Annotated in this window: 41 protein-coding genes; all 41 read right to left on the bottom strand. The window is 37.6% G+C overall.

The window, feature by feature from the left end:
• Positions 1–25: 25 nt before the first annotated feature.
• Positions 26–424: a 30S ribosomal protein S11 gene (gene rpsK / locus AC6FXG_RS04010; RefSeq protein ID WP_075574111.1), complete on the bottom strand. Its 399-nt coding sequence runs from the start codon at positions 422–424 to the stop codon at positions 26–28.
• A 10-nt stretch (positions 425–434) separates the two neighbouring features.
• On the bottom strand, positions 435–776 hold the full coding sequence (rpsM, locus tag AC6FXG_RS04005; protein WP_500571663.1) for a 30S ribosomal protein S13: 342 nt from the start codon (positions 774–776) through the stop codon (positions 435–437).
• 12 nt (positions 777–788) lie between these two features.
• Positions 789–902 carry a 50S ribosomal protein L36 gene (gene rpmJ, locus AC6FXG_RS04000; RefSeq protein ID WP_075574113.1) on the bottom strand — a complete coding sequence of 38 codons (114 nt, stop codon included), beginning with the start codon at positions 900–902 and terminating at the stop codon, positions 789–791.
• Positions 903–920: 18 nt separating this feature from the next.
• Positions 921–1,139: a translation initiation factor IF-1 gene (gene infA / locus AC6FXG_RS03995; RefSeq protein WP_075574114.1), complete on the bottom strand. Its 219-nt coding sequence runs from the start codon at positions 1,137–1,139 to the stop codon at positions 921–923.
• Positions 1,118–1,408: an RNA-binding protein gene (locus tag AC6FXG_RS03990; protein ID WP_500571662.1), complete on the bottom strand. Its 291-nt coding sequence runs from the start codon at positions 1,406–1,408 to the stop codon at positions 1,118–1,120. Before AC6FXG_RS03990 ends, infA begins: the two co-directional genes overlap by 22 nt.
• Positions 1,405–2,055: an adenylate kinase gene (locus AC6FXG_RS03985; RefSeq protein ID WP_500571661.1), complete on the bottom strand. Its 651-nt coding sequence runs from the start codon at positions 2,053–2,055 to the stop codon at positions 1,405–1,407. The genes AC6FXG_RS03990 and AC6FXG_RS03985 overlap by 4 nt, the downstream gene beginning before the upstream one ends.
• A 1-nt stretch (position 2,056) precedes the next feature.
• Positions 2,057–3,337, bottom strand: coding sequence for a preprotein translocase subunit SecY (gene secY, locus AC6FXG_RS03980; RefSeq protein WP_075574117.1), 1,281 nt, complete (start codon positions 3,335–3,337; stop codon positions 2,057–2,059).
• Positions 3,337–3,774, bottom strand: coding sequence for a 50S ribosomal protein L15 (rplO, locus tag AC6FXG_RS03975; RefSeq protein ID WP_075574118.1), 438 nt, complete (start codon positions 3,772–3,774; stop codon positions 3,337–3,339). Before rplO ends, secY begins: the two co-directional genes overlap by 1 nt.
• 11 nt (positions 3,775–3,785) lie before the next feature.
• Positions 3,786–3,962, bottom strand: coding sequence for a 50S ribosomal protein L30 (rpmD, locus tag AC6FXG_RS03970; protein WP_075574119.1), 177 nt, complete (start codon positions 3,960–3,962; stop codon positions 3,786–3,788).
• 10 nt (positions 3,963–3,972) lie between these two features.
• Complete coding sequence (gene rpsE / locus AC6FXG_RS03965; RefSeq protein ID WP_075574120.1) at positions 3,973–4,476, bottom strand: 30S ribosomal protein S5; 504 nt, start codon at positions 4,474–4,476, stop codon at positions 3,973–3,975.
• A gap of 14 nt (positions 4,477–4,490) precedes the next feature.
• Positions 4,491–4,853 (bottom strand): 50S ribosomal protein L18, encoded by a 363-nt coding sequence (gene rplR, locus AC6FXG_RS03960; protein WP_075574121.1) that lies wholly within the window; start codon positions 4,851–4,853, stop codon positions 4,491–4,493.
• A 9-nt stretch (positions 4,854–4,862) separates the two neighbouring features.
• Complete coding sequence (gene rplF, locus AC6FXG_RS03955; protein ID WP_075574122.1) at positions 4,863–5,399, bottom strand: 50S ribosomal protein L6; 537 nt, start codon at positions 5,397–5,399, stop codon at positions 4,863–4,865.
• A gap of 10 nt (positions 5,400–5,409) precedes the next feature.
• The gene (gene rpsH / locus AC6FXG_RS03950; RefSeq protein WP_075574123.1) at positions 5,410–5,805 is read right to left on the bottom strand and encodes a 30S ribosomal protein S8; all 396 of its coding nucleotides are present in this window, start codon (positions 5,803–5,805) and stop codon (positions 5,410–5,412) included.
• 13 nt (positions 5,806–5,818) lie between these two features.
• Complete coding sequence (locus AC6FXG_RS03945) at positions 5,819–6,004, bottom strand: type Z 30S ribosomal protein S14 (RefSeq protein ID WP_075574124.1); 186 nt, start codon at positions 6,002–6,004, stop codon at positions 5,819–5,821.
• A 9-nt stretch (positions 6,005–6,013) separates the two neighbouring features.
• Positions 6,014–6,556: a 50S ribosomal protein L5 gene (gene rplE, locus AC6FXG_RS03940; RefSeq protein WP_075574125.1), complete on the bottom strand. Its 543-nt coding sequence runs from the start codon at positions 6,554–6,556 to the stop codon at positions 6,014–6,016.
• 11 nt (positions 6,557–6,567) lie between these two features.
• Complete coding sequence (rplX, locus tag AC6FXG_RS03935) at positions 6,568–6,879, bottom strand: 50S ribosomal protein L24 (RefSeq protein ID WP_075574126.1); 312 nt, start codon at positions 6,877–6,879, stop codon at positions 6,568–6,570.
• A 10-nt stretch (positions 6,880–6,889) separates the two neighbouring features.
• A complete protein-coding gene (gene rplN / locus AC6FXG_RS03930) occupies positions 6,890–7,258 on the bottom strand; it encodes a 50S ribosomal protein L14 (RefSeq protein ID WP_075574127.1) in 369 nt (122 codons plus the stop codon).
• A gap of 12 nt (positions 7,259–7,270) precedes the next feature.
• Positions 7,271–7,525 carry a 30S ribosomal protein S17 gene (rpsQ, locus tag AC6FXG_RS03925; RefSeq protein ID WP_099950872.1) on the bottom strand — a complete coding sequence of 85 codons (255 nt, stop codon included), beginning with the start codon at positions 7,523–7,525 and terminating at the stop codon, positions 7,271–7,273.
• Between the two features lie 2 nt (positions 7,526–7,527).
• The gene (gene rpmC, locus AC6FXG_RS03920; protein WP_099950088.1) at positions 7,528–7,734 is read right to left on the bottom strand and encodes a 50S ribosomal protein L29; all 207 of its coding nucleotides are present in this window, start codon (positions 7,732–7,734) and stop codon (positions 7,528–7,530) included.
• Positions 7,724–8,167: a 50S ribosomal protein L16 gene (gene rplP, locus AC6FXG_RS03915; protein WP_075574129.1), complete on the bottom strand. Its 444-nt coding sequence runs from the start codon at positions 8,165–8,167 to the stop codon at positions 7,724–7,726. The genes rpmC and rplP overlap by 11 nt, the downstream gene beginning before the upstream one ends.
• Before the next feature lie 16 nt (positions 8,168–8,183).
• Entirely contained in the window at positions 8,184–8,903 is a 720-nt protein-coding gene (rpsC, locus tag AC6FXG_RS03910; RefSeq protein ID WP_500571660.1) for a 30S ribosomal protein S3, read from the bottom strand.
• 10 nt (positions 8,904–8,913) lie between these two features.
• On the bottom strand, positions 8,914–9,246 hold the full coding sequence (gene rplV, locus AC6FXG_RS03905) for a 50S ribosomal protein L22 (protein WP_075574131.1): 333 nt from the start codon (positions 9,244–9,246) through the stop codon (positions 8,914–8,916).
• A gap of 9 nt (positions 9,247–9,255) precedes the next feature.
• Positions 9,256–9,537, bottom strand: a complete 282-nt coding sequence (gene rpsS / locus AC6FXG_RS03900; protein ID WP_500571659.1) for a 30S ribosomal protein S19 — start codon at positions 9,535–9,537, stop codon at positions 9,256–9,258.
• 11 nt (positions 9,538–9,548) lie between these two features.
• Positions 9,549–10,379, bottom strand: coding sequence for a 50S ribosomal protein L2 (rplB, locus tag AC6FXG_RS03895; protein WP_075574133.1), 831 nt, complete (start codon positions 10,377–10,379; stop codon positions 9,549–9,551).
• Positions 10,380–10,389: 10 nt separating this feature from the next.
• On the bottom strand, positions 10,390–10,680 hold the full coding sequence (gene rplW, locus AC6FXG_RS03890) for a 50S ribosomal protein L23 (RefSeq protein ID WP_407920181.1): 291 nt from the start codon (positions 10,678–10,680) through the stop codon (positions 10,390–10,392).
• Positions 10,680–11,300, bottom strand: coding sequence for a 50S ribosomal protein L4 (gene rplD, locus AC6FXG_RS03885; protein ID WP_075574135.1), 621 nt, complete (start codon positions 11,298–11,300; stop codon positions 10,680–10,682). The genes rplW and rplD overlap by 1 nt, the downstream gene beginning before the upstream one ends.
• 11 nt (positions 11,301–11,311) lie before the next feature.
• Positions 11,312–11,938 (bottom strand): 50S ribosomal protein L3, encoded by a 627-nt coding sequence (gene rplC, locus AC6FXG_RS03880; protein WP_075574136.1) that lies wholly within the window; start codon positions 11,936–11,938, stop codon positions 11,312–11,314.
• Positions 11,939–11,988: 50 nt separating this feature from the next.
• A complete protein-coding gene (rpsJ, locus tag AC6FXG_RS03875) occupies positions 11,989–12,300 on the bottom strand; it encodes a 30S ribosomal protein S10 (protein WP_075574137.1) in 312 nt (103 codons plus the stop codon).
• Positions 12,301–13,212: 912 nt separating this feature from the next.
• A complete protein-coding gene (locus AC6FXG_RS03870) occupies positions 13,213–14,958 on the bottom strand; it encodes an ABC transporter ATP-binding protein (RefSeq protein ID WP_500571658.1) in 1,746 nt (581 codons plus the stop codon).
• 507 nt (positions 14,959–15,465) lie between these two features.
• Positions 15,466–16,071 carry a CadD family cadmium resistance transporter gene (locus tag AC6FXG_RS03865; RefSeq protein WP_075574140.1) on the bottom strand — a complete coding sequence of 202 codons (606 nt, stop codon included), beginning with the start codon at positions 16,069–16,071 and terminating at the stop codon, positions 15,466–15,468.
• A gap of 266 nt (positions 16,072–16,337) precedes the next feature.
• Positions 16,338–17,300, bottom strand: coding sequence for a DUF4300 family protein (locus tag AC6FXG_RS03860; protein WP_500571657.1), 963 nt, complete (start codon positions 17,298–17,300; stop codon positions 16,338–16,340).
• A 95-nt stretch (positions 17,301–17,395) separates the two neighbouring features.
• Positions 17,396–17,674 carry a hypothetical protein gene (locus AC6FXG_RS03855; protein WP_500571656.1) on the bottom strand — a complete coding sequence of 93 codons (279 nt, stop codon included), beginning with the start codon at positions 17,672–17,674 and terminating at the stop codon, positions 17,396–17,398.
• A 53-nt stretch (positions 17,675–17,727) separates the two neighbouring features.
• Positions 17,728–18,954: an ABC transporter permease gene (locus AC6FXG_RS03850; RefSeq protein ID WP_500571655.1), complete on the bottom strand. Its 1,227-nt coding sequence runs from the start codon at positions 18,952–18,954 to the stop codon at positions 17,728–17,730.
• Positions 18,954–20,069, bottom strand: coding sequence for an ABC transporter permease (locus tag AC6FXG_RS03845; RefSeq protein WP_500571654.1), 1,116 nt, complete (start codon positions 20,067–20,069; stop codon positions 18,954–18,956). The genes AC6FXG_RS03850 and AC6FXG_RS03845 overlap by 1 nt, the downstream gene beginning before the upstream one ends.
• 23 nt (positions 20,070–20,092) lie before the next feature.
• A complete protein-coding gene (locus AC6FXG_RS03840; RefSeq protein ID WP_500571653.1) occupies positions 20,093–20,908 on the bottom strand; it encodes a hypothetical protein in 816 nt (271 codons plus the stop codon).
• 5 nt (positions 20,909–20,913) lie between these two features.
• Positions 20,914–22,005 (bottom strand): 6-bladed beta-propeller, encoded by a 1,092-nt coding sequence (locus AC6FXG_RS03835; protein WP_500571652.1) that lies wholly within the window; start codon positions 22,003–22,005, stop codon positions 20,914–20,916.
• Between the two features lie 44 nt (positions 22,006–22,049).
• Entirely contained in the window at positions 22,050–22,292 is a 243-nt protein-coding gene (locus AC6FXG_RS03830) for a hypothetical protein (protein ID WP_500571651.1), read from the bottom strand.
• Positions 22,293–22,506: 214 nt separating this feature from the next.
• The gene (locus tag AC6FXG_RS03825) at positions 22,507–23,598 is read right to left on the bottom strand and encodes a 6-bladed beta-propeller (protein ID WP_500571650.1); all 1,092 of its coding nucleotides are present in this window, start codon (positions 23,596–23,598) and stop codon (positions 22,507–22,509) included.
• Positions 23,599–23,638: 40 nt separating this feature from the next.
• Positions 23,639–23,896: a hypothetical protein gene (locus tag AC6FXG_RS03820; protein ID WP_500571649.1), complete on the bottom strand. Its 258-nt coding sequence runs from the start codon at positions 23,894–23,896 to the stop codon at positions 23,639–23,641.
• Between the two features lie 196 nt (positions 23,897–24,092).
• The gene (locus tag AC6FXG_RS03815; RefSeq protein WP_500571648.1) at positions 24,093–25,181 is read right to left on the bottom strand and encodes a 6-bladed beta-propeller; all 1,089 of its coding nucleotides are present in this window, start codon (positions 25,179–25,181) and stop codon (positions 24,093–24,095) included.
• A 13-nt stretch (positions 25,182–25,194) separates the two neighbouring features.
• Positions 25,195–26,295 (bottom strand): hypothetical protein, encoded by a 1,101-nt coding sequence (locus AC6FXG_RS03810; protein ID WP_500571647.1) that lies wholly within the window; start codon positions 26,293–26,295, stop codon positions 25,195–25,197.
• Positions 26,296–26,400: the final 105 nt, after the last annotated feature.

The raw sequence follows: 26,400 nt of genomic DNA, 5'->3' as shown, positions 1-26,400 counted from the left end.
GTCATCCCCCTTTAAAAGTTTGTCACTAGACTCTTCTGCGCTTTGGTGGTCTGCATCCGTTGTGTGGAAGTGGAGTTTCATCTTTGATGAGTGTAACTTCAAGTCCTGCTGCTTGTAGAGCTCTGATTGCAGATTCTCTTCCACCGCCTGGTCCCTTTACGTATACTTCAACATATTTTAAGCCGTGTTCCATGGCTTTTTTTGCTGCTTCTTCAGCTGCTTCTTGGGCTGCAAATGGTGTGGATTTTCTGCTTCCTTTGAATCCTAGTCCGCCTGCTGATGCCCAGCTGATTACGTTGCCTTGCATGTCAGATAAGGTTACCATGGTGTTGTTGAAAGATGACGAAATGTGAGCTTGTCCTTTTTCAATATTTTTTCTGGCTCTTCTCTTAACTCTAGCTGTTTTTCCTTTAGCTTTTGCCATTTTTACCTCCTTATCTTACACCTTTTCTAGTTCTTGCGTTTGTCTTTGTTCTTTGTCCTCTTACTGGAAGGTTTCTTCTGTGACGGAGGCCTCTGTAGCATCCGATTTCACGTAGACGTTTGATGTTTAGTGATGTGTCACGTCTTAAGTCACCTTCTACTGTGATGTGTTCCATAGCGTTTCTGATTTGTGCTACGTCAGCTTCAGTAAGGTCTCTTACTCTTGTATCTGGATTTACGCCTGCATCTTGAAGGATTTTTGTTGCTGTTGGGCGTCCAATTCCGTAGATGTAGGTTAATCCGATTTCTATTCTTTTATCTCTAGGTAGGTCAATACCTGCAATTCTTGCCATTATTTGTCCTCCTTAACCCTGTACTTGTTTATGTTTAGGGTTTTCACAGATTACCATCACTTTTCCTTTTCTTTTAATGATTTTGCATTTGCTGCAAATCTTTTTTACAGATGGTCTTACTTTCATGATAATTCATCCCCTTTATTATTTGTTTCTCCAGGTGATTCTGCCCTTGGTTAGATCGTATGGTGATAATTCCATTGTGACCTTGTCTCCAGGTAAGACTCTGATGTTGTTCATTCTGAGTTTGCCTGAGAGGTGGCCAATGATTTCATAACCGTTGTCCAGTTTCACCTTGAATATAGCATTTGGTAATGCGTCGACTACTACGCCTTCTACCTCTATAGTGTCTTTTTTTGACATAAATGTCCATTCCCCCTATTATTGTAACTTTTAGTTAGAGCTTTCAATGATTTGTTTGTAAATTCAAAATCTTCAATATTTGTGGCCTTGTCATTTGTAAAGGCTAGGTGAGATATTTTTTTCTTTTTTGGAGCTTCGATTTTTCTTAAATCTCCATCTGCTATTAGGCAGTAGCTTTCGTCAATGACTTCGATTACGACGAAGTATCTAAATTTATCTCTACCTGCTTTACTTCTGACTATGGCCCCTCTTTCGATTTTATCTATCATTTAAGATTGTCTAATCCTCTAAAAATTTGGTCACTAACCTCTTCTAGAGGTTGGTTGCCGTCAATGTTAAGCACAAGTCCAAATTGATTGTAGTAATCAATTAGGGGGGCAGTTTCGGCTTCGTACACACCAATACGCTTTAACACTGTTTCTTCTTTGTCGTCTTCACGTTGGTAGAGCTCGCCTCCGCAGTGGTCACAGACGCCTTCTACCTTGGGTGGGTAGTTTTTGATGTGGAAGCTTGCTTTGCAGTCCTTGCACATTCTTCTGCCTGTGATTCTGTCTACTAGCGATGCCTTGTCAACGTTAAGATTTACAACTGCATCTAAGTCTTCGTTTCTGGATTTTAAGAAGTCTGTTAGTGCAGCTGCTTGATCTAGATTTCTAGGAAATCCGTCAAGCAAAAATCCGTCTTTGACGTCGTCTTGTGAGAGTCTGTCCTTTACAAGTTCTATAGTGAGTTCGTCAGGAACTAGTTGTCCCTTGTTCATATAGACTTGGGCTTGTTTGCCAAGCTCGGTTTCATTTCTCAAATGTTCTCTGAATATATCTCCTGTTGAGATATGCACTATATTATATTTTTCTTTTATAAAAGTTGCTTGTGAACCCTTACCCGCTCCTGGCGGTCCTAATATTATCAGTCTCATATTATCCTAAGAACCCCTTATAGTGACGCATTGTCATTTGTGCTTCTAGTTGTTTTACAGTTTCTAGGGCAACACCTACGACAATGATGATTCCTGTGCCGGTAAATCCGACTTCCAAATTGGAAAAGTGTGCTAATAATAATGGTAATGTTGATAGAATTGCAAGTGCAACACCACCAACAAAGGTAATTCTGTTGACTGTTCTTCCTAAATAGTCGCTTGTTGGTTTACCAGGTCTGATACCTGGGATAAATCCACCTTGAGATTGTATATTTTTTGCATATTCAACTGTGTTGAATTGAATTGCGTTGTAGAAATAGGTGAAGAATATGATTAGGATAATGTTTATTACCAAATATATCCAAAAACCTACCTTGCCTTCTGTTGTAAGGAAGTTTCTCAAAAATCTGGAGAAACCACTGTTTCCGCCTGTTAGTAATACTATGGTGCCTGGAATTTGCATAAAGGTTGATGCAAAGATAACTGGCATAACTGAAGCCATGTTTACCTTGATTGGAATGTGTGTGGCTTGTCCGCCGTAAACTCTTCTTCCTACAACTCTCTTTGCGTATTGAACAGGAACCCTTCTTTCACCTTCTTGAATTAGAACAACGAAAGCAAAGATTGCAACTAGGATTAAAATCCATAGAGCAAATGAGATCCATGAAATTTGTCCGATTTGTGCTAGTCTGATTTGCTTCATAAATGTTGCAGGCATTCTACTGATGATACCGATAAAGATGATAAGACTCATGCCGTTACCAATACCTTTTTCAGTAATTTGGTCACCAAGCCATACTAGGAAGCTTGAACCTGCTACTAGTGTAATGATGATTAAAAGGTGTTCGATGAATCTATTGGCAACGATAGCGCCAGAGTAGATTCCATAAACTGAACCTGCTGCTTGAATAAATGCAAGCACAACACCAACGATTCTTGTAATCTTTTGAATTTTCTTTCTGCCTTCTTCTCCTTCTTTTGAAAGTTGTTCCAATGATGGAATAGCAACTGTCAATAGTTGGATGATAATGGAGGCTGTAATGTGTGGATAAACGCTGAGGGCGAATATCGACATATTTGAGAAGCCGCCACCGGCCATAAGGTCTAAAAATCCGAGTAAGCTGTCGCTTGCTGCACCAAAGATTTCTTTAATCCTGTTAATGTCCATAAATGGTGCTGGGATTTGGTTACCAAATCTAAAAACAAGAAGACATAAAAGAGTAAAGAGCATTCTGTCTCTTAATTCTTTTACTTTCCAGGCATCTCTCAAGGTCTTAATCATTATAGCACCTCTACTTTGCCGCCAGCTTTTTCGATTTTATTTTTCGCTTCTTGGCTGAATTTTGAAGCAGTAACTGTAAGCTTTTTGCTAATTTCACCGTTGCCTAGGATTTTGATGTTCTTGTCTGATCTGTGGATAAGTCCAACTGATACTAGGGCTTCACGATCAACTGTGTCACCGTCGTTAAACATTTCTTCTAAGTCACGAACGTTAATAACCTTGTAGCTTACACCCCAAATATTTGTGAAGCCTCTTTTTGGGAGCCTTCTGAATAATGGCATTTGGCCACCTTCAAATCCTGGTCTAACGCCACCACCACTTCTGGAGTTTTGTCCTTTGTGACCACGAGTTGAAGTTTTACCCATGCCAGAACCGGTTCCTCTACCGACTCTTTTTTTGGAAGTTCTTTCCAAAGCTTGTAAATTTTCTAATTTCATTATAGAACCTCCTAGTCAATAACTTCTACAATGTGTGAAACCTTTTTGATCATACCACGAATTTGTGGTGTGTCTGTAGTTTCAACAACATGTCCAATTCTTCTAAGTCCAAGAGCCTTTACAATTTTTCTATGACTTTCAGGTTTGCCAATAAGACTTCTTGTTTGTTTGTATTTAATATTAGCCATGATAAGTCACCTATCCTAAAATTTCTTCAACACTCTTGCCTCTCATTCTGGCAACGTCTTCTGGACGTTTCAGACTGAGTAGACCTTGAATTGTCGCATCTACAACGTTTCTTGGATTATTTGATCCAAGGCACTTTGTTCTTATATCTTGAATTCCTGCAAGTTCGCAAACAGCACGGACAGCAGAACCAGCGATAACACCAGTACCTTCTTTAGCAGGTTTTAGTAAAACTGTACCTGCACCTTTGATTCCAACGATTTCGTGTGGAATAGTTGTGCCTTGAATTGGAACTTGGATCATGTTTTTCTTAGCATCTGCAACAGCTTTTCTGATAGCATCTGGAACTTCCAGAGCCTTGCCCATGCCAACGCCAACACGTGAATTCTTATCTCCTACTACTACAAGAGCTGCAAAACGGAAGTTCTTACCACCTTTAACTGTCTTTGAGACTCTGTTTATAGCAACAACTCTTTCTTCTAGATCGAGCTCTTGTGGTTTAATATTATTGGTCATATTTCCCTCCTACTTTAGAAGTTCAGGCCAGCTTCTCTAGCGCCATCTGCAAGTTCTTTAACGCGTCCGTGATAGATGTAACCACCTCTATCAAAAACAACGTCTTTGATTCCCTTGTCAACAGCACGTTTACCGATTAGCTTACCAACTTCTCTTGCCGCTTCTTTATTTTCTGTTTTATCGAGGCTAAATTCTTTATCTAAGGTTGATGCACTTGCAAGTGTAACCATTTTTACGTCGTCAATAAGTTGTGCATAGATGTGTTTTGAAGATCTTCTAACACATAATCTTGGACATTCAGCTGTACCGCTAATCTTATTGCGCACTCTTTGGTGTCTTTTTTGACGCAGTGCATTTTTATCAGCTTTGTTAATCATTTATACCTCCTACTTACCGGTCTTACCAACTTTGCGACGAACATATTCATCAGCATAGCGGATACCTTTTCCTAGATATGGTTCAGGTGGTCTGTATCCACGGATGTGGGCGGCAAATTGACCAACAGCTTGCTTGTCTGCACCTGATACAACGATTGTATCTTGAGCAGGAACTTCTACTGTAAGTCCTTCTGGAATGTCGAGATCAAGTGGATGTGAAAAACCAAGTGTTAAACCAAGTTTTTTGCCATTCATTTGGGCCCTGTAACCAGTACCGATGATCTTTAATTCCTTCTTGTAGCCTTCGTGTACACCTACAACCATATTATTAATTAAACTTCTTGTTAAGCCGTGTAGACTTCTAACTCTTTTGGTATCATTCGAGCGGATAACTTCGTATCCTCCGTCTACTTTTTCTAGTTTCATCTCAGGAACCATTGTGAGACTTAACTCTCCCTTTGGCCCTTTGACGCTTACGTCTTGGCCATTTACGTTAAATGTAACGCCTTCTGGGATTTCAATTAGTTTTCTACCAATTCTACTCATCTTATCCTCCTTACCAGACGTAGCAAAGTACTTCGCCACCGACTTTTTGCTTGCGAGCTTCTTTGTCAGTCATAATTCCATTTGATGTGGAAATGATTGCAATGCCAAGTCCGCCAAGTACGGTTGGAAGTTCATTTGAATTTACATATATTCTTAAACCCGGTTTTGAAATTCTTCTAATACCGGTAATAACTCTTTCTTTTTCGTTGATATATTTTAGGCTAATGCGAATTGTGCCTTGCACATTTTCCTCAATAACTTCATAGTCAGCAATGTAGCCTTCTTCTTTGAGAATTTCCGCAATAGCAAGCTTGATTTTGCTAGCAGGAATGTCCACTGTTGCATGTCTTTGGTGGTTTGCATTCCTGATTCTAGTTAGCATATCTGCAATAGGATCTGTTAACATCTTTTTTCCTCCTTTACCAACTTGCTTTCTTTACTCCAGGAATTTCGCCCTTATAAGCGAGTTCTCTAAAGCAAATACGACAAATTCCGTACTTTCTCAAATAGCCGTGTGGTCTTCCGCAAATCTTGCAGCGATTATATGCTCTGGTTGAGAATTTTGGTTCTCTCTTTTGACTTGCAATTTTTGATTTCTTTGCCATTGTTCCTCCTTACTTTTTAAAAGGCATACCTAAGAGCTCTAAGAGTGAGTAAGCTTCTTCGTCGGTATTTGCAGTTGTGATAATTGCAATATCCATACCGTGAATATCGTTTACTTCATCATAAATGATTTCAGGGAAAATCAATTGTTCTCTAATACCGATAGCATAATTTCCTCTTCCATCAAAACTCTTTGAGCTAACGCCCTTAAAGTCTCTAACGCGTGGGAGTGAGATGTTCATAAACTTGTCTAAGAAGTAGTACATCTTGTCGCCACGAAGAGTAACTTTAGCACCAATCTTCATGCCTTCACGTAACTTAAAGTTAGCGATTGATTTTCTAGCATGAGTTACAACCGGAGCTTGACCGGAAATGAGTGCAAGTTCTCTAACTACATCATCTAACATCTTTGGATTGTCCTTAGCCTTGCCAAGACCAACGTTTAAAACTACCTTTTCTAACTTTGGTACTTGATTTACGTTTTCATAGCCATGTTTCTTAACAAGTTCAGGCACAACCTCAGTTTTATATTTTTCTAATAATCTTGGAGCCATATTGTTCCCCCTTAGTCAATAACTTCCCCGTCGGACTTTCTAAATCTTACTTTAGTGCCGTCGTCTAGGAATTTGTACCCAAGTCTTGTACGTTTCTTGTTCACTTGATCATAGTACATAACATTACTTACATCAATCTTACCTTCTCTTTTAATTAATCCGCCTGGTTTTGTTGGTCCCATTGGCTTTTGGTGTTTAACTTGAATATTAACACCTTCAACAATTACCTTTTTTTCTCTAGGAAAAGTGCGTAATACCTTACCAGTCTTACCCTTATCTTTTCCGGCAATTACTATAACTGTGTCTTCTTTTTTAATTCTCATAAAGCACTCCTTATAAAACCTCAGGAGCAAGACTTACGATCTTCATATAACCGCCAGCTCTTAACTCTCTGGTAACAGGTCCGAATATACGGGTTCCAACCGGATTCTTGTCATCTTTTATAATAACGCATGCATTGTCATCAAAGGAGATATATGAGCCATCAGGACGTGATAGTGGATAAGTTGTCCTAACTATAACAGCCTTTTGAACGTCTCCTTTTTTAACAACTCCGCCGGGTGTTGCACTTTTAACAGCAACGACTACTATGTCCCCAACCTTAGCGATTCTCTTTTTAGAACCACCTAGAACTTTGATAACGAGGACTTCTTTTGCCCCGGAGTTGTCAGCAACTCTCATGCGGCTTTCTTGTTGTATCATATAATCCTCCTTTTACTTAGCACGCTCGATAATTTCAACGAGTCTCCATCTTTTATCACGGCTTAGAGGTCTTGTTTCGGTAATCTTTACCTTATCTCCAATTTTAGCTTCGTTGTTTTCATCATGTGCCTTAAAAACTGTTGTACGATTAATTCTCTTCTTGTATACAGGGTGGGCTACCTTTGTTTCAATCTTAACGGAAATAGTCTTGTCCATTTTATCGCTTGTAACGATGCCAACTCTTGACTTTCTTAAATTTCTTTCCATCATTATGCCTCCTTCCTGATACCTAGAGCTCTTTCTTGCTCAATGGTTTTAACCTTTGCAATTTCTCTTCTAACTGTTCTTATTCTTAAAGGATTATCTAAACTACCAGTGGCTGCTTGGAAGCGAAGATTGAAAAGCTCTGCTTTAAGATCTTTTTGTCTTGCTACAAGTTCTGCATCTGATAGTTGGCGTATTTCTTTAATTTTCATTACCAACACCTGCCTTTGGTTCAAAATTATCTCTACTGATAAATCTTGTCTTAATTGGTAGCTTGTGAGCAGCAAGTCTCATAGCTTCTCTTGCGTCTTCTTCACTTACTCCACCCATTTCAAACATAACTCTACCTGGTTTAACTACAGCTACCCAGTACTCTGGAGCACCTTTACCTGAACCCATACGAGTTTCAGCAGGTTTTTGTGATACAGGTTTGTCTGGGAAAATCTTAATCCAGATACTACCGCCACGTTTAACTGATCTTGTCATAGCACGACGTGCGGCTTCTATTTGATTGGAGGTAATCCATGCTGGCTCTAATGCTTGGAGGGCATATTCACCATAAGTGATGGTGTTACCTCTTTGAGCACTACCTTTCATTCTGCCACGGTGGACTCTTCTTCTTTTTACTCTTTTAGGCATCAACATAATTATTTCCTCCTACTTACTTAGATTGTCCGGCTTGTCCCTTGACAAATCTTTTTCTTCTTCTTTTCTTTCTATCATCGCGTGGAGGTTCGATTTCTGGTAAAACGCCGTTTAGAACTTCACCTTTGTAGATCCAAACCTTAACACCAATCTTACCATAAGTTGTGTTTGCTTCTGCAAAACCATAATCGATATCAGCTCTTAAAGTTTGTAGAGGAATTGTTCCTTCACTATAACCTTCAGCTCTTGCGATATCTGCTCCTCCTAGACGACCTGAAACTTGGGTTTTAATACCAAGTGCACCCGCTCTCATTGATCTTTGAATTGCTGATTTCATAGCACGACGGAATGCGATACGTCTTTCTAGCGCACCTGCAATGTTTTCTGCAACAAGTTGTGCATCAACATCAGGATTTTTTATTTCTTCAACGTTTACTACAACGTCCTTACCTGTCATCTTGCTTAATTTAGCGCGTAGGGCTTCAACACCTTCGCCGCCTCTACCGATAACTACACCTGGCTTTTGTGTGTAGATTGAAACCTTAACCTTACCGGCTGCGCGTTCGATGTTAACCTTTGAAATTCCAGCTTGATATAACTCTTTTTTAATGAAATTTCTGATATTGTAGTCTTCTACCAAAAGATCAGAAAAGTCTTTTTTATTCGCAAACCATGTGGAATCCCAGTCTTTAATAACGCCAACTCTTAAGCCGTGTGGATTTACTTTTTGACCCATAACACTCTCCTTATCTTTCTTCGACTACTACGCCGATGTGACTAGTACGTTTTAAAATTGGATATGCCATACCCTTAGCCTTTGGACGATATCTCTTCATTCTTGGACCGTCGTTTGCATAAGCGTCCTTAACATATAATTTTGATCTATCAGCATTGTTGTTATGTTCAGCATTAGCCACTGCGGATTTTAAAACATCCGATAGAATGCGTGCACCCTTTTTAGGTGTAAACATTAGGAAAGCTAACGCATCATCAACTTGCTTGCCTCTGATTTCGTCACAAATAAAGTGAACTTTTCTTGGGGCAATTCTAACATATTTTGCAATTGCTCTTGTTTCCATAACTTCCCCCTACCTACTTACTGCTTTAGCGTCTTTTCCGCCATGACCCTTAAAGGTTCTTGTCAAAACAAATTCGCCAAGTTTGTGGCCAACCATATCTTCTGTAACATATACAGGAACGTGTTTTCTGCCGTCATGAACAGCAATTGTGTGGCCTACAAATTCAGGGAATATAGTTGATCTTCTAGACCATGTTTTAATAACTTTTTTCTCATTAGCTTCGTTTAATGCTTCAATCTTTTTCATCAGATGATCATCTACGAAAGGCCCTTTTTTAATTGATCTACTCAAATTATTCCTCCTTACTTGGTTCTTCTTCTAATAATTAAGCTATTAGACTTGTTATTCTTCTTACGTGTCTTAACCCCGCGGCTCTTCTTGCCCCATGGAGTCATTGGTGATGGACGACCAACTGGTGCTCTACCTTCACCACCACCGTGAGGGTGGTCAACAGGGTTCATAGCTGAACCTCTTACGTGTGGACGTCTGCCCAAGTAACGGCTTCTACCAGCCTTACCAATAGTGATAAGCTCGTGAGTTGAGTTGCCAACTTCACCAATTGTAGCCTTACATTCAAGTAAAACCATTCTCATTTCGCCTGAAGGTAATCTGAGGATAGCATATTTGCCTTCCTTACCCATAAGCTGAGCTGAGATACCTGCTGAACGAGCAAGTTGTCCGCCCTTGCCAGGTTTTAACTCAACGTTGTGAACAACTGTACCAACTGGGATGTCCTTTAATTTAAGAGCATTACCAACCTTGATATCAGCATCTTCACCTGAAACGATAACATCGCCAACCTTTAATCCATCTGGATGAAGAATGTATCTCTTTTCACCATCACGATAGAAAATAAGAGCAATGTTTGCACTTCTATTTGGATCGTATTCGATAGCGTTTACTACGCCTTCGATACCGTCTTTATCTCTCTTGAAATCGATGATTCTATATTTCTTTTTAGCCCCGCCACCTCTGTGACGCATAGTAATCATACCTCTTGAGTTTCTTCCAGCATTTTTTGGAAGACTTACAAGCAAGCTCTTTTCAGGACTTGTCTTTGTAATTTCCTCAAAAGTTGAAACCGTCATGTGACGTCTACCAGGGGTTACTGGCTTAAATCCTTTAATCGCCATCTTTAGCCTCCTATTCTAGACCTTCGAAGAACTCAATTTGCTTTGAACCTTCTTTAAGCTTAACAATAGCTTTCTTCCAGTCAGATGTTCTACCTTCGATCATACCTTGACGTTTCTTTTTGCCAGGCATCTTAACAATGTTAACCTTTTCAACTTCAACGTCGAAAATTTCTTCAACAGCCTTTTTAACTTCAGTCTTGTTTGACTTTCTGTTAACCTTAAAAGTGTATTTTCTTTCAGCCATATCATCCATAGATTTTTCTGTGACGATAGGACGGATAATTATATCGTAAGCATTCATTATATAAATACCTCCTCAATCCTTGCTAAAGCAGCTTCACTTACAACAAGTGTATCGTGCTTTAAGATGTCATATACATTGATAAGATCTGCGAAAGTTACTGCTGTCTTTTGTAAATTTCTAGCTGAAATGTAAACATTCTTGTCAACCTTTTCAGTTACAATAAGTGGCTTAACTGCACCAACATTTGAAATGAAGCTAACCATATCCTTGGTCTTTGGAGCGTCAAAAGTAATATTATCAACAACTACCAACTTGCCTTCTTCAAACTTGCTTGTCAAAACTGATCTTAAAGCAGCTTGTCTAGTTGATCTAGGAAGCTTGTAGGAGTAATCTCTTGGCTTTGGTGCAAATACAACACCGCCACCCTTCCATTGAGGTGATCTGATAGAACCTTGTCTAGCACGACCAGTACCCTTTTGTCTCCATGGCTTTCTTCCGCCGCCTCTAACCTCTGCACGAGTTTTTGCGCTTTGTGTACCTTGACGTTTATTTGCTAATTGATTAACAACAGCTTGGTGAACAGAGGCTTCGCTAATCGTTGCAGCAAAAAGTTCTTCCGGAAGATCGATTTCTTTAATTTCTTCACCCTTCATATTTAAAACTTTAATCTTAGGCATCTCGTCCTCCTTTATTTCTTATGTGCACTCTTTACAAGAACCATAGAGTTCTTTGGACCAGGAATAGCACCTTTAATTAAAAGTAAATTCTTATCTGCATCCACTCTAATAAGTTCAAGATTTTGTACAGTTACTTGTTCGTGACCAGTCTTACCCATCATTCTGTGACCTTTAAAAACACGTCCTGGATAAGTAGCAGCTGATAGACCGCCTGGTCTTCTGTGGAATTTTGAACCGTGACTCATACGACCTCTTTGGAAACCGTGTCTTTGAACAACACCCAAAGTTCCCTTACCTTTAGAAGTACCAATAACGTCTACAAAATTACCTTCTTCAAAAATATCAACCTTTACTTCGCTTCCAAGTTCTAAATCTTGGAGAGAAGAATCTCTTAATTCTTTTAAATAACGCATTGGTTTAACGCCAGCCTTCTTAAAATGACCTTGAGCTGGTTTGTTAGCCAATTTTTCTCTAATAGGATCAAATCCAAGTTGAACTGAATTGTATCCTTCCTTTTCAACTGTCTTCTTTTGAACAACAACGTTTGGTGTTGCTTCAACAACAGTTACGGCCACAAGTTCGCCTGTTGGTCCGAATACTTGTGTCATGCCGAGTTTTTTACCCATAATGCCTTTCATTAAGCACCTCCATATTTTATAGCGGATTGACCTTCAATCATATAAATGTCTTATAGCTTGATTTCGATATCTACGCCTGCTGGTAGATTCATCTTCATAAGAGCGTCCACAGTAGCTTGTGTAGGATTGATAATATCAATCAACCTCTTATGAGTTCTTTGCTCAAATTGTTCTCTTGAATCCTTGTTAACGTGAACAGAACGTAGGATAGTAACAACTTCCTTGCGTGTTGGCAGTGGAACCGGTCCAGACACTTCAACGCCTGTTCTCTTAGCAGTTTCAACGATCTTCTTTGCTGAATTATCAAGAACCTCGTGATCATATGCTTTAAGACGGATTCTGATTTTGTTATTTGTGCTCATAATACCCTCCTTCGTATGATTTGCCCTACATACGACGTCACCTACAACGCAACCGTGTGTTTCTTATTCCGCTTCAAAAGAAAAACCGGTCAGACGCTGTTGGTTTCGTTGGAATCTAGTCCAACTTCTCCACGAAAATTACCTTGCATCCGCAAGCAACTTCTCGCTTCTACGCCTCGACTCCGGGCACTTAACTAGTATAACAAAAATGAATAAATCTATCAAGTATTTTTTTAAAAAAAACTTATAAAAACCATCAAAGTTAAAAGACGGGATAAAAATAACAAGTGTATGCAGTTAAGTTTCGTTTGGATGTGTGGCGAGGGAAAATATATTTCTCGCCCAAGAGGATAAAAATTTCGCGCAGCGGGTAGCGGCCGATTTATTTCGGCCAAAAATTTTTATCCGAAGGAAAATTCTAGACATTAAAAATAAATTGTGTTTATAAAAGATAAATATATGCCCCTATATAATAGGAAGAGAAGAAACATTTTTCCGATGGATATTCATGTAGCCCAAAAAATTGCCCCAATAAAAATTTAGCGTATATAATTCCACACCCCCTCACCCCACAAGGGGGATCACGGTTGTGGCGGTCCACATTCTCCTCAGACTCTTGTCCTCAATCGTTTTTCCCTTCGGTCCAACGATTGAACAAGAGGTTGCGTGAGTCGCTGCATACCAATCGACGGCGTCCTTGCGGACTTGTCTCTTGGGCAGGGCTGCAAGTTGACCCTACACCGCAAAGCGATCTATAAATGGAATAATTTTCTCAACGGATATTCATGTAGCCATGTACCGTCCACTTTATTGTGGACATTAGGCGAATGTGATTGCCCCTTGTGGGCATGAACATTCGTCGTTAAAACCAAAAAAGCAGACGTATTCTTGAACGTCTGCTTCTCTATATTTCTATTTTTGTGCATTATATAGATTATAAAACTCTCCCTTCAAATTGAAGACCTCATCAAATGTCCCCTCTTCAACCAAATCTCCATTTTTCAAAACCAAGAAATATCCTGCATTTTTAATGCCTTGGAGTCTGTGACTTGTAAAGATGGTCAAATCTTTTTCGCTCCATGCCATTAACCTGTCCCAAAAATCGCGTTCGCTGATTGGGTCCAGAGCTGACGATGGTTCGTCAAAGATCTTGCACGATGACTCTTTATAAAAGGCGCGGGCACAGGCAATCTTTTGCCATTGGCCTCCAGATAAGTCTGTCCCGTCTTCGTAAAGCTTGCCCAAATTTGTATCCAGGCCATTTTTTAGACTGTCGACCACATCATCAGCCCCACTGTTTTTGAGGGCGTCTTGTAGTCGTCCTTTGTTTAATTCATCTTCCGTGTCGGAAATAATTATATTTTCCAATGCGGAAATTTCAAATTTATTGAAGTCTTGGTAAAGGATGCCAAAGCATTTCCTGAGGGCCTTTAAATCATAGGCCTTTATGTTTTCTCCGTTTATAAAAATTTCTCCATCAGTCGGATCGTAAAGTCTCAAGATGAGCTTGATCAGAGTTGTCTTGCCCGATCCGTTTATGCCCACCAGGGCGACCTTATTGGGTGCTTGGACCTTGAAGCTGACATTTTTCAGTGCATAATCGTCCCTGCCTGCGTACTGGTAGGAGACATTTTTAAATTCAATGGAGTTTATCTCTTGAATAACCTTGTCGCCAGCCTCCATATTTACATCTGTGTCCAAAAACTCAAAATAATTTTCCATAAAGAGCTCGGTCTCGATCAAAAGAGCCCCTTCTTGGACCAGGGTAATGGACGAAGCGCCGGTGTAGACCGTATAGGAAATAAAAAGTGCCAGGCTGCCAAGGGTAAACTCGCCTGCAATAACTCGTGACACAAAAAATCCAATGGTAAAGGCAATAAGCCCCGTCCCAACTATGGACATAATGACAGAGGCCAGACCTTTTTTCCGCCTGTCCCTCTTGGTAATTTCATAAATGCTTTCAAAGGTCTTTTCATAATCGCTTTGAATCTTCTTGCCAAAGGCAAAGGAAATCCTCTCCTTGGCGTAGTCCCTCTTTAAAAGCACATCCGAAAAATACCTGAGGACCTTTGCCAGCGGACTCCTGGTGACCGTATTCTCATAGGCCTCAACTTGCAATTTGTAAAGCAAAATGCTTTGAGGAATGAGTGATAAGAGCATTAGAATTGGAATCCACACCCTAAAAGTCGCCAGCTGGACCATCATAATAATAAGAGTCAAAGCCATCCTAAAAACTGAAAGGCTGTATACCAAAAGATTTATCGGCCTCCAGGCAATTTCCCCCTCGATCAGCTCAATCTTGTCATAATAAGACGGATCTTCCAAAATCTCCAAGTGGTTGATCTCGTTAATCTTGTTTTGCAGGTCGGAGTTGACCTTCCTGATAAGTTGATCGGTCAAATCCCCCTGTAAAAACATGAGGATAGGACCACTTACCAGGTCAATCAAGAGAGCTATAAAGAAGGGAGCCAAAATAATCAGCCCCTCCCTTACAGATTCAATGGAGCCTGCTTGGTCTATAAAAATTTGCAAGGCATTTTGCTGCAAAATTGGTACAAAACTCATGGCAAGCAAAAAAACCGTTAGCGGAATAAAAACCGACGGCTTGCTTTGGTAGATGAGTTTAATCGAATGAAAAAAGTTTTTTATCGCTTTCATTTATAACACCTTCCTTTGTGATAATATTAAGTTTTAAATTATGGGAGACTCAAGCCTCCTTAAGCAATTATCATTACAGCCCTCCTAGTGTTATAAAACCATTTCTTACAAGATTATTATATCCCATTAAAGCGGTCGTGTCAAGTGGCGAGTAAAAACCAAATGCATTTTTCCTACGTATATCCATGTAGCCATGTACCGTCCACTTTATTGTGGACACCTTGCCAACGGAGACTCGATGTCCCGTTGGCAAGAAAAAATCATTCTACTACGGATATCTATTTACACGGCAAATATAAAGACCCCACAAATTTTGTGGAGTCAGATTTTTAAATTATTTTTTATTTTTATTTTGATTTTACTATTACATATTCTTTTGAACATTCTTCAAATAAACCTTCTTTTTCTTACTTCTCATATTTCTTTAGACATATAAGAGAATTTTAAATAAACAAAAAGACCTACTAAAGATTTTCTTTAATAGGTCTGAAATATAAAAATAGACTATTAGCTTGTGATTATGGATATGAGATAATTAATCGTTCCATTTTCAATCAATATATAGAGACCGAGTCCAATAAACACGACTGGTACAATTATTTTTTCGTACTTTTCTACAGTCTCTCCGATAGCAGAAATTGAGGCGAGACTTTGAGATAATTTGCATAGAATCAAAATCCCTAACGCAAATATTACTAAACTTATACTAATCTCAATCAAACTCATTCCTGTAAAATAGGGGATGTAAATTCCTAAATTATCTCCACCCATTGCCACTGTTAAGCTTGTAAATGCTAAGATTTTTGATCCATCTCCGGTAATTTTTCCCTCGATGTCTTCTTCATCAATATCTTCATCCACAAAAATTGATCTTATCCCAAGACCTAATGGAATTAAACCAAGAAGTCCGATAATCCAATCTTGTGGAATAAAATTTAAAAAGTAAGCGGCTATAAGACTAACCAGTACAAGCAGTCCTGTACCTAAATACTGTCCTGCATAAATTGATTTCAAACCTTCCTTGCCTTGACTGGCGAATAAAATAGTCAAAACAACTAAGTAGTCAATTGATGTAGAGACAAAAACTAATAAAGCAGATACTATTGTTTCCATTATTTCTCCTTTCAAAATATTTAATTTTTTTAGACAATCAAAAATTAACTACAAATACATTTTGCCTTGACAGTTGCCAATGGAGACATTTGAAGAAATAATTTCATAATTTTCTCACCTTTCTTTTTAATATTGCTTAAAGTTTAATTGATTTATCGGATTTTGTCAAGCATGCTGATAGATATCCACGCAAACTTTAGAGACACCTCGCACACGCAGGCTCGATGCCACGTGGGCGAGGATAAGTTTTATCTTCTCTTTATTTTTTATTTTATACGTTCATTATTCTCAAATACTACCGCTCCAGCGGTGTTTTCTCCCAGCGGAAAATCGTATTTTTTCAAAAGATGGTCGACCATCTGCTCTTTACTTTCAAAGGCCAAAACCTGGTAGGGTTCTTCGAAGGAGAGTTTTTCTATAAAGTAAAATTTGCCTTCATCTTCAACCATGACGCCTGTGTGGCCGACAAATAAAATATTGCCGTCGATTTCGTCCTTGGAATTTAAATAGACGCTGATCATCTTGGCCTTGTCATTTGTAAATTCAATCTTGCGATCAGCCAGGGCTTTTTTGATGGCCTCGACTTGTTTGTCAGCATCAGCAGAGTCAGCTGCGGCAATCGGTGCGTAAAAGGATTCGAATTTTTCCATGTCTTCATCATTAAAAAGTTTTGATTCGGCAAGTGACGACTTGTCAAAGGCCAGGACCGAGGTCTTGTCCTCGATTTTTTCGCCAATATATATAGAATCACGGAGTAATCCAAAGGTCGTGATCCGGCAATTGTTGCCAAGGCCGATTGGGGTCTTAGTTGAATCCGCCTGAGCCTTGCCAATCATATCCAAATAATCGGGTTCCTCGTAGTCAACAAAGTCCCCTGACTTATTGTTATAATAGTCATTGTATTTTTTCACTTGGCCGAGGAATTCGTCAATTCTCTCCTGACTAATGCCAGCTGCCTTTAAAAGTTCGCCTGTCTTTTCTTGGGATTCAGCATTTCCCAATGCAGAAAACTTAAATGTGTTTTTACTCTTGTCCGCACTTTCACTCTTGTCCGCCTGCTCACTAGCGTCCGTGCTTTCACTAGCGTCTGTGCTTTCATTAGTATCCGTGCTTTCACTAGTGTCCGCCTCTTCAATCTTGTCCGTCTCCTTGCTCTTATCCACGCCTGACTTATTGCATGCAGATAGACTCAATAGCAAAGCTAGTATTAATATATATATTTTTTTCATTATCTTACCTCCAGGCCTATTATAATTTTTTTATGCAGGCCTTGTCAAATTCTTAAAAAAATCCAAGAAAAAACCAGGCTCAGCCTGGTTCTAATCTATATATCCATATTTTCCATTTCTTCTTCAACGGTCTTTGGTCTCATGTCTTGGACAATTTTTTGTGCTTCATTTGCTTTAACACCGCAATCGTGTTGAGATTTTTCGATGCAGGCTCTTTGCCTAATGTATTTGATCAAGACAATAACGCCGATGACTAGGCAAATATCCAAAGCTAATTTAACATAGCTGTCGACAATTTGCGTATAGAGAAGAATCTTTTGGATGGTTTGTAAACCGCCCATTCCGTTCATACCCATGGTAAGTCCCCCTTTCATTGACCTAATTATAGCACTTTGTTAATGGCTTTTCAATAAAGGCCCTTATCAGCTTATTCATTTTGTAAAATTTCAACTGGCGACAAGTCTTTTAGGGACCTCAAACTCAAGTAGGCGCTTACCAAAATTATCCCAATAGCGACCAAGACTGTGATTAAAAATGCCTGAGGCTCAAATTTAAATTCAATCTTTAAAATGTCAGCCATCATTGACCCGCCGCTAATGCCAAGCAAGAGTCCAAAGGCAACCACATAGGTAATTTCCAAGAGAAGCTCCATAGCTTGTCCCTTAAAGGTCGAACCCAGTGCAATGGAAACTGCAATGTCCCTCTTTCTCCTATAAAAAATTATATAAAATAATCCTGAGCTTGCAATCGATACCAGGGCGATCAAAAGCAGTGATAAAATCCTGTACCTGGATGCGTTCCAAGTCATCTGGCCCAGCCTGTCCTTGGCCCTGGCCAGTTGGTCGTTTAAACTATAAGAATACTCGGGATGGGCCCCTCCAAGATAATCCAAAATTTCCCAAAGCTTATTTGAATCTGGATTTTCCTCTTTAATTGCAATCCGCGTCATAAATTGTTCCCCATTAAATTCATTTTTAAAAGCCTGGAGTTTTTCTATGGGCAAAAATATGGTGTAGCCCAGCCTGACTCCGCTACTGGTCCCGTCCCAGAGCGTGTCGGTGTTGTAAACCATAACCCGGGTTTCATACTTGCTTTCAATGACCTTGAAAGAAAAATCCTCTCCCCCTATTTTTAATTTGTCCCCATCAAAGCTTGCCTTGTTATCCAGGGGAATGTACTCTCCATTTTTGGGAGTCTGGCCAGCTTCAATGGGCTTTTTATTTTTAATTTTATTTAAAGACTCCAGGGCCGACCTGCCTATAATTGCCCCACCGTCAAAGGACAAATCGCAGAGCTCCTTGATCTCATCATCTGTAATAAAAATTAAATCTATGCTTACAAAGTCTTGATTTAACATAAAACTTAATTTTGTGTTCCCACTATAAAAAATATCTATCTGGTCTTTGTACTTTTCATTTAAGTAAAGATAATCGTCATAAGTAATGGCAGAGAGTCCCATTGCTTGCGGCTCAATTACAGTCGTTGTAGTCTGAAGTTCCTTATAAGTCTTGTTGTAAAGTCTATTTTCACTGGTCAAATTTGATAGGGAAATAAATAAAATTCCCGTCCCAATGGCAATCAAAAATGACAAGGCAAAATACATATAGGCCTTGGCCATAAATCTGCTATTAACTCTTTGAAATGAATACTTCATCATGCACCTACCATATCGCTAACGCTAGACCTGGTGACGTAAAGTCCGCCAATTAGACCCAGCAAAACCGAAAGCAAAATAACTACCAGGCTGGAGACCAAATAAAATAAAGGTTCTTTGTATAAGTTGATAAAGGAAGATAAAAAGGATGAGCCAAAGGCAAATATAAGAGAATTTATCAAAATGGCAAAGAGAGAAAAAATCAGGACTTCCAAAATCGAATCTATCAAAATATCCCTCCTGCTTGACCCCTGGCTAAGTTTAATGCCAATATTTCTTTTGTTTTGCAAGAGCCTACCAATGTAAATTGCAATTATGGTCACCAAGGAAACAAAGGAAATCAAAAGCCCACTTAGGATGTTGTATTTAAAATTCATCCGCTTGCCCTCCTCTTCCCGCTTGACCAGCTCTTTATAGTCAGCAGTCATGATCCTATCGGCAGTAATCCCGTCCACATTTTTTCTGATGGTACTTACAATTTGGTCCGGATCTTCATCCACTCCGGTAAAGAGCAAATAATATTGGAGGCTGCTGCCCTTGGATATCTTTGCCAGAGTCTTGGCTGGCATAGCGACGCTTGCAAAGACATCCCTGCTGGAATACTTGCCAACGACCTCCAGCTTTTTCCCCTTGTAGGAAACATATTCGCCGATCTTTACATTGGAGAGTTCTTTTGCAGTAGGTCTAATCAAACACACATCAGCCCCATTTTTTATTTCCTCTGCAGTCAAATTCCTCCCCTCCAAAATCAGCATGGGCTTTTCAACCATGCCCTCATCAAGGCCGGCGATCGTGTGAACGAAAGTTTGTCCAGCAACCGAGACTGGAGAAACTGGACTTATAAAAAAATAATCCACATGGCTGTCAAAGAGCTTGTCCAAAGTTCCGCGAAAAGCGTCCGGCTCTACGCACTCGCCGACATAACTTAACTTGAGATCACCCTCACGGTAGAGGCCCTTCATGGTGTCCTCTCTGGCTTGGTACATCAAATTAGAAATGGTCATAAAGGGAAAAAACATGGAAATAACAACCGTCAAAAGCACCACTATGGTCAGCTTGCGATTGTAAACCATGTTCTTTATTAAATTATCCATCCTAAATTTAAACTTTTCCATAATAACCTCTTTTAAAATTGTACTTATTTTAAAAGCATATCCTTTAACTGGTCTATAGGAACTTCCCTAATTATCTCAAAATCATCTTCATAAATTTTTACAAATGTTGGATACCAGTCAACATCATATAGGCCAGCTAAAAATCCACCTTTGTCAAGCAACCTACCATCATCAGGATCTGATGGCCTATACATCTTTATTATATCATATTTATCCAAAATATCCTTGTCATCTAAAACTTCATTTGCCTTTTTGCAATCATTGCAACCTTCCATAGCAAAATAAAGTAATTTTGTCTTATCATTTGCTCCATACTCATCAGCAATAAGCTTGTTAACTCTTTTCATCAATTTATCCTTAGATTCATAGTCTCCAGAAGAAATTTTCCTTAAAAACATATCCATATCTTCCGTTTGAAAATCAACCTTACCGTCTTTCAGAGTAAAGTATGAGGGAGTGATACCAAATAATTTTGACTTGCCATCCAAACTATAATTTTTATTCTCTTCAATATTATATTTTTTTATTAAATTCTTTGGAATCTCGTCTTCCCAAAGTACAATATAATCCAAATCATCTGATTTAAATATCTTAGAAAATCGGTCAATGTTTCTAATGGCACTGGCACAAGAGCCGCAACCCTTTGACACATAAAATCCAGCATAGTTCTTATCAGGTAATTCTGCCAAATTTCCATCTTCATCATAAATGTCGAAACCTGCAAACTCATCCCCATAGACCAAGTCATAATTGGTATATGAATTCTCAGGTCTACCCTTGCAAGCTAAAAAACAAAGTATGATTATTAATAAACTTATCAAAAAAAATCTATTTCTCACTTATTTCACCTGCTTAAATCTATTATATAAATCTTATCTGTCTCGGCATCCATCAACAATATATTTCCTTCCATTTCCTGCATTTTAAATCTTCTTGCTACAAATACACCACTTTTAAAGTCATCGAGCATCTGATGGGTTAGGCTCTTTTGGTATTGCATTTCATTGCCAACAACTTTAAACTCGTGCAAGATTCCAAAACTGCCACTCGGCAAATAATATGAGTCTCCTATCTTTAACATGTCTGTAAAATTAGACAGAGTTGGGAAATCATACAGTTTTTTTAACTCATCTTCTTCGACAAGATAGAGGGCATCTCCACAGGATGGCCAAATAGAATAATCGTACTTACCAGTCTGCCTGTCCTTATCTCCAAATTTAAATCCCTTGTGATTTTGAACCGCATATAGCTTGTTATCAATAACTTTTAAAAAGCCACCAAATCTTTGACCATACAATTTTTCATTGCCATCTGGATCTATTTTTAAAATTGTCATATATTCTTCCCGAGCAAAAGCCGTAGATAAATATAAGGAGCCTTTATATAAAACTATAGAACTACAAGCATTTAACGATGACTTTTCTTTTAAAAACTTTACATCTATATTTTTCACAAAATTAAAATCCGTGTCTAAAACAACTACTCTTCCATTGCCATCATCCACAATATAGTAGTATCCACTATCTTCATCATAATAAAATGCAGCTGGCTTCTTAAACTCAACTTCTCCAGAACCCAGCTTGCCAATTGTTTTGATTAAATTCCCATCCCAATCAATCACTTTAATGTTATTATCTTCTTGATCTAAAATAATAATCTCATCAGGTCTTGCCATAAAATCTGCAATCAGTTTCAAATTTGACTTGCTTAAGTCAATAGTTTTCTTTATCTTGTCCTCTATATTAAATTCATAGTCCCCTACTGGATATTTCTCATCAGTTATTCTATATGCAAGATTATAAGCCTCATCATCAGACAGTCCATCCACATTGATATCTAAAATGGCAAACTCATTATCACTACTACTTTTATCGCAGGATAAAAGTAGTAGTGATAATACAGAAATTAGCATAATAATTATTGCTTTCTTTTTCATATTAATATCACCTTTACTGCTAAAATATTAGCAATAATCATATTTTAACAACATCCTGATTTCCGTCTTTCACCAGGCTTAACTGCATCATACTCTCTGCCTCCATCTGTCCAACATTTCAATCGATAAAAAGTTTGACTTATATAGTGAGGCCCAGTATTACCATTTTTATAGCAATTATCGCCTTCACAATTACCAACAGTATAATATCCAGTTTGTTCGCAATGATCTGCTTTTACCTTTACTCCTCCCATTACTAGCATAAGCACCACTAGTAATACTGCCAATGTTTTTTTGTACATATATGTACCTCCTTTATTTTTATTAAGAAATCGATTTATTTCGATAAATCAATTTCTTAATAGTTAAGTACCCCTTAGTGATAACTATTAAACATTTTTATAATATAAATAAAATTTATTTATATACTTCTTACTTGCCCTATATTTTTGTTTGAATTAAATAATTATTCATTTCATTTACACAAGAATCAACCGCTTTCTAATTAGTTAAATCTATTATATAAATCTTATTATTTCCATTTTCAGACATGAAAATTTTGTTTTTATATTCCTGAAGTCGGAATCTTTTTGATAAGCTTCCTATTTCTCCAGCTGAAATTTGATTAGTAACAACTCTATTGCAAATTAATTCATTAGAATTTAGTTCAAATTCATAAAGGCATCCATAACTGGCTCCAGGTAAATAGTATCTATTATCTTTTTTTATTAAGTCCGTAAAGTAACGACCTCTTGGTAATGAATAAACTTTTTTCATCCCTTCATTTTCTACTATATATATTGAGCCACAATTTTGATTCCAAAATTCCAATTCATGACTTGATCCTCCTGAGCTAACCTTTTTTCCACATTTAAAACCTCTCATGTTTTCAACTGCATAGAGCTTATCATCGATTACCTTTAAAAAACCACCAAACTTTTGCTCATATAGCTTTTCATTTTCATCCATATCTATGGATATAATAGACATAGTTTGTTCTCTGCCATAAGTTTCTGATAAATATATCTTACCCTTATATAAGACAATAGAATTAAATGGATTGTAATAATCTTCTTTTCCTTTAAGAGTTTCAACATTTATATTTTTTATAAAATTAAAATCTTCATCAGTAACAACTATTCTTTTATTCCCAAAATCTAAAATATAATAATCACCATTTTTTTCATCAAAATAAAAGGCTGTTGGAATTTTAAATTCCATATCCCCTGAACCCAGCTTTCCAACCTCTCTTATTAAGTTGCCTTCAAGGTCAGTTATCTTGATATTGTTGTCCTCTTGATCTAATATCACAATCTCATCATTATTAATTCTAAATTCTGATATACTTTTTATCTTTTCTTTAAAATCAATCTCATCTACTATTTTATTATATATTTCAGCATCTAAATCACTGGTAGGATATTTCTTTTGAACTTCCATAGAACCTTTGTTAATAGCTTCACTATCAGATAGACCTTCTATATCTACATCCAAAACTTCAAACTCATTTAGGCCAGAGTATTCTTGCCCCTGCTTATTACAGGAGACCAAAAACAAGGCTGCCAAAATTATTATAAAAATTTTCTTTTTCATATTACGCTCCTTTGTAAAGAAGATGGTGTACACCATCTTCTTAACAACAACCTGAATTTTGTCTTCCACCTGGCTCTTCTGTAATATATTCTCTACCACCATTATCCCAACATCTTAAAATAGTATTAACTTGTACTATATAATGTGCACTAGTAGATTTATTTTTATAACAATTGTTACCTTCACAATTCCTATAGGTTCTAGTATCGATGACTTCACAGCTTTCAGCCTTAATCTTTACTCCTCCCATTACTAGCATAAGTACCACTAGTAATACTGCCAATGTTTTTTTGTACATATCTGTACCTCCTTTGTTTTTATTAAGAAATCGATTTATTTCGATAAATCAATTTCTTAATAATTAAATACCCCTTAACAATTATTAATCATTTTTATAGGATAAATCATATTTATTTATATACTTCTTACTTGCCCTATATTTTTGTTTGAATTAAATAATTATTCATTTCATTTACACAAGAATCAACCGCTTTCTAATTAGTTAAATCTATTATATAAATCTTGTCAGTACCATAATCAGATAATAATATGTTTTCACCAAGTTCCTGCATCCTAAATCTTTTAAAATCATCCCCTGGATCCCCTATTATCTGCTTATTAATACTTTTAATATACTTCATTTCACCATTTTCTTCTGTAAATTCATCTACTGTCCCAAAAGTTGAACCAGCAAAATAATAAAAATTTCCAATTTTAATTACATCTGTAAAAGAGAATCTTGCTGGTATACTATAAAGCTTTTCCATACCATCTTCTTCTACCAAATATATAGCATCCCCACAGTTTGGCCAAATTTCATACTCATGTGACCCCATGCTCGTATCAATCTTTTTACCAAATTTAAAACCTCGTCTTTGCTCAATGGCATATAACTTGTCATCTATAACCTTTAAGAATCCGCCGAACTTCTGGTCATATAGCTTTTCATTGCCATCCATATCTACGCTTATTATAGCCATAGTTTTTTCGCCGCCGTAAGTTTCTGATAAGTATATCTTGTCTTTATATAAAACTATTGAGTTAAATATATCTGCATTTTCCTTATCTTTAAAGGTTTTTACTTCGATGTTTTTTACAAAATTAAAGTCTTCATCAATAACGACAATTCTCCTGTTACCATTATCTAAAATGTAATAGAGCTTATCTGCTTGATCAAAGAAAAAAGCTGTTGGGATTTTGAATTCCATGTTCCCAGAGCCTAATTTACCTACGGACTTAAGTAAATTTCCCTCCCAGTCAATAACTTTTATATTGTTATCCTCTTGGTCAAGGACTACAATCTCATTTTCTGTAGCTCTAAATTCTGCCAGTAGTTTTATACCTGCTTTTGTTAAATCTATTTCATCCACTATCCTGTCTTCTTCTTTAAATTCTATATTTGGAATTGGATATCGCTCCTTTACAGTATTATAAGCCTTTTCCATGGCATCATTATCATTAAGACCCTCTATATCAACATCCAGCACTTCAAACTCATTTAGACCAGAGTATTCTTGACTTTGGCTTTTGCAGGAGACCAAAAACAAGGCTGCTAAAATTATTGCTAAAATCTTCTTTTTCATAACTACCTCCCTATTATTCATTTAAATCTATTTCATAAATCTTCTTCATTTCAGAGTCACACAGGGCAATATTGCCCTCGTACTCTTGCAATAAAAACCGCTTGTCAACACTTTTTTTGGGAATGCCTAAAAAATCTGTAAGACTCCTAACATATTCTAGTCCTTCTGCTGAGCTTTTAAACTCGTGTAGATAAGAGCTACTCCCACTTGATAGATAATATGATTCTCCTTTTTTAATCAAGTCCGTAACGGATGAATGACTTGGCAGGTCGTATAATTTTTGCATTTTATCTCCTTCTACCAGATAAATAGCGTCTCCACACTGGCCCCAGGTCTCATACTCACGAGAATTTTTGTAGTCAGACTTTATTTTCTTACCATACTTAAAACCCTTTAAGGTTTGGACTGCATATAATTTTCCATCAGCCACCTTTAAAAATCCACCAAACCTTTGGTCGTACATCTTTTCCTTGCCATCCTTATCGATAGATAAAATGGCCATAACGCTTTCATTAGCAGAATAAGTTGATATGTAAATCTTATCCTTATAGTGGACTATGGAGTAAAAAGGTCTTCCATTTGCCTGCTCTTTAAAAAATTGAAATTTAATCTCGTCTACAAAATTAAAATTTTCATCAGCTCTTATAATCTTCTTATCAAAAATCTCCCCATTATCCAGAATATAATAAAGCCCTTCTTCCTCATCAAAGTAAAAGGCACTTGGGTCGCTAAAATATGAAGAGCCCATGTCCTCGCTCGCAATCGTCTTCAAGACTTGCCCCTGCAAATCTAAAATCTTTATATCCTTGGCCTCTTGGTCCAGAATAATAATCTCCTGGTCAGTAATCCTAAATCCAGCAATGGATTTTATAGGGTCGACATCTATGTCTATGACCTGGGAAATTTTATTTTCTTCTTTAAATTCATAGTCGTCCCTGGGATATTTTTCAGAAATATATGCGCCGGCCTTTCGACTTGCCTCAGATTCACTGAGTCCATTAATATTTATATCCAGCACTTCAAACTCATCCAGTGCCGCCTGGTCTCCTGAATTTTTTCCGCAGGATATTAATAGTATTGTGATTAGTAAAACAAGAGCAATTTTCTTTTTCATGGCTGAGCTAATTCCTCCTCTAATTTTCTTGGCTTTTCTTTTAACGGAATAAATCGTTCTTAGCTATTATCTACCCCTCTTGAACTCTTATTTAACATTTTTATA

It is taken from the genome of Ezakiella massiliensis (genome assembly GCF_059862345.1).
Note: the sequence above shows the minus strand (reverse complement) of the source record. Positions and strands in the feature narration are given on the sequence as shown.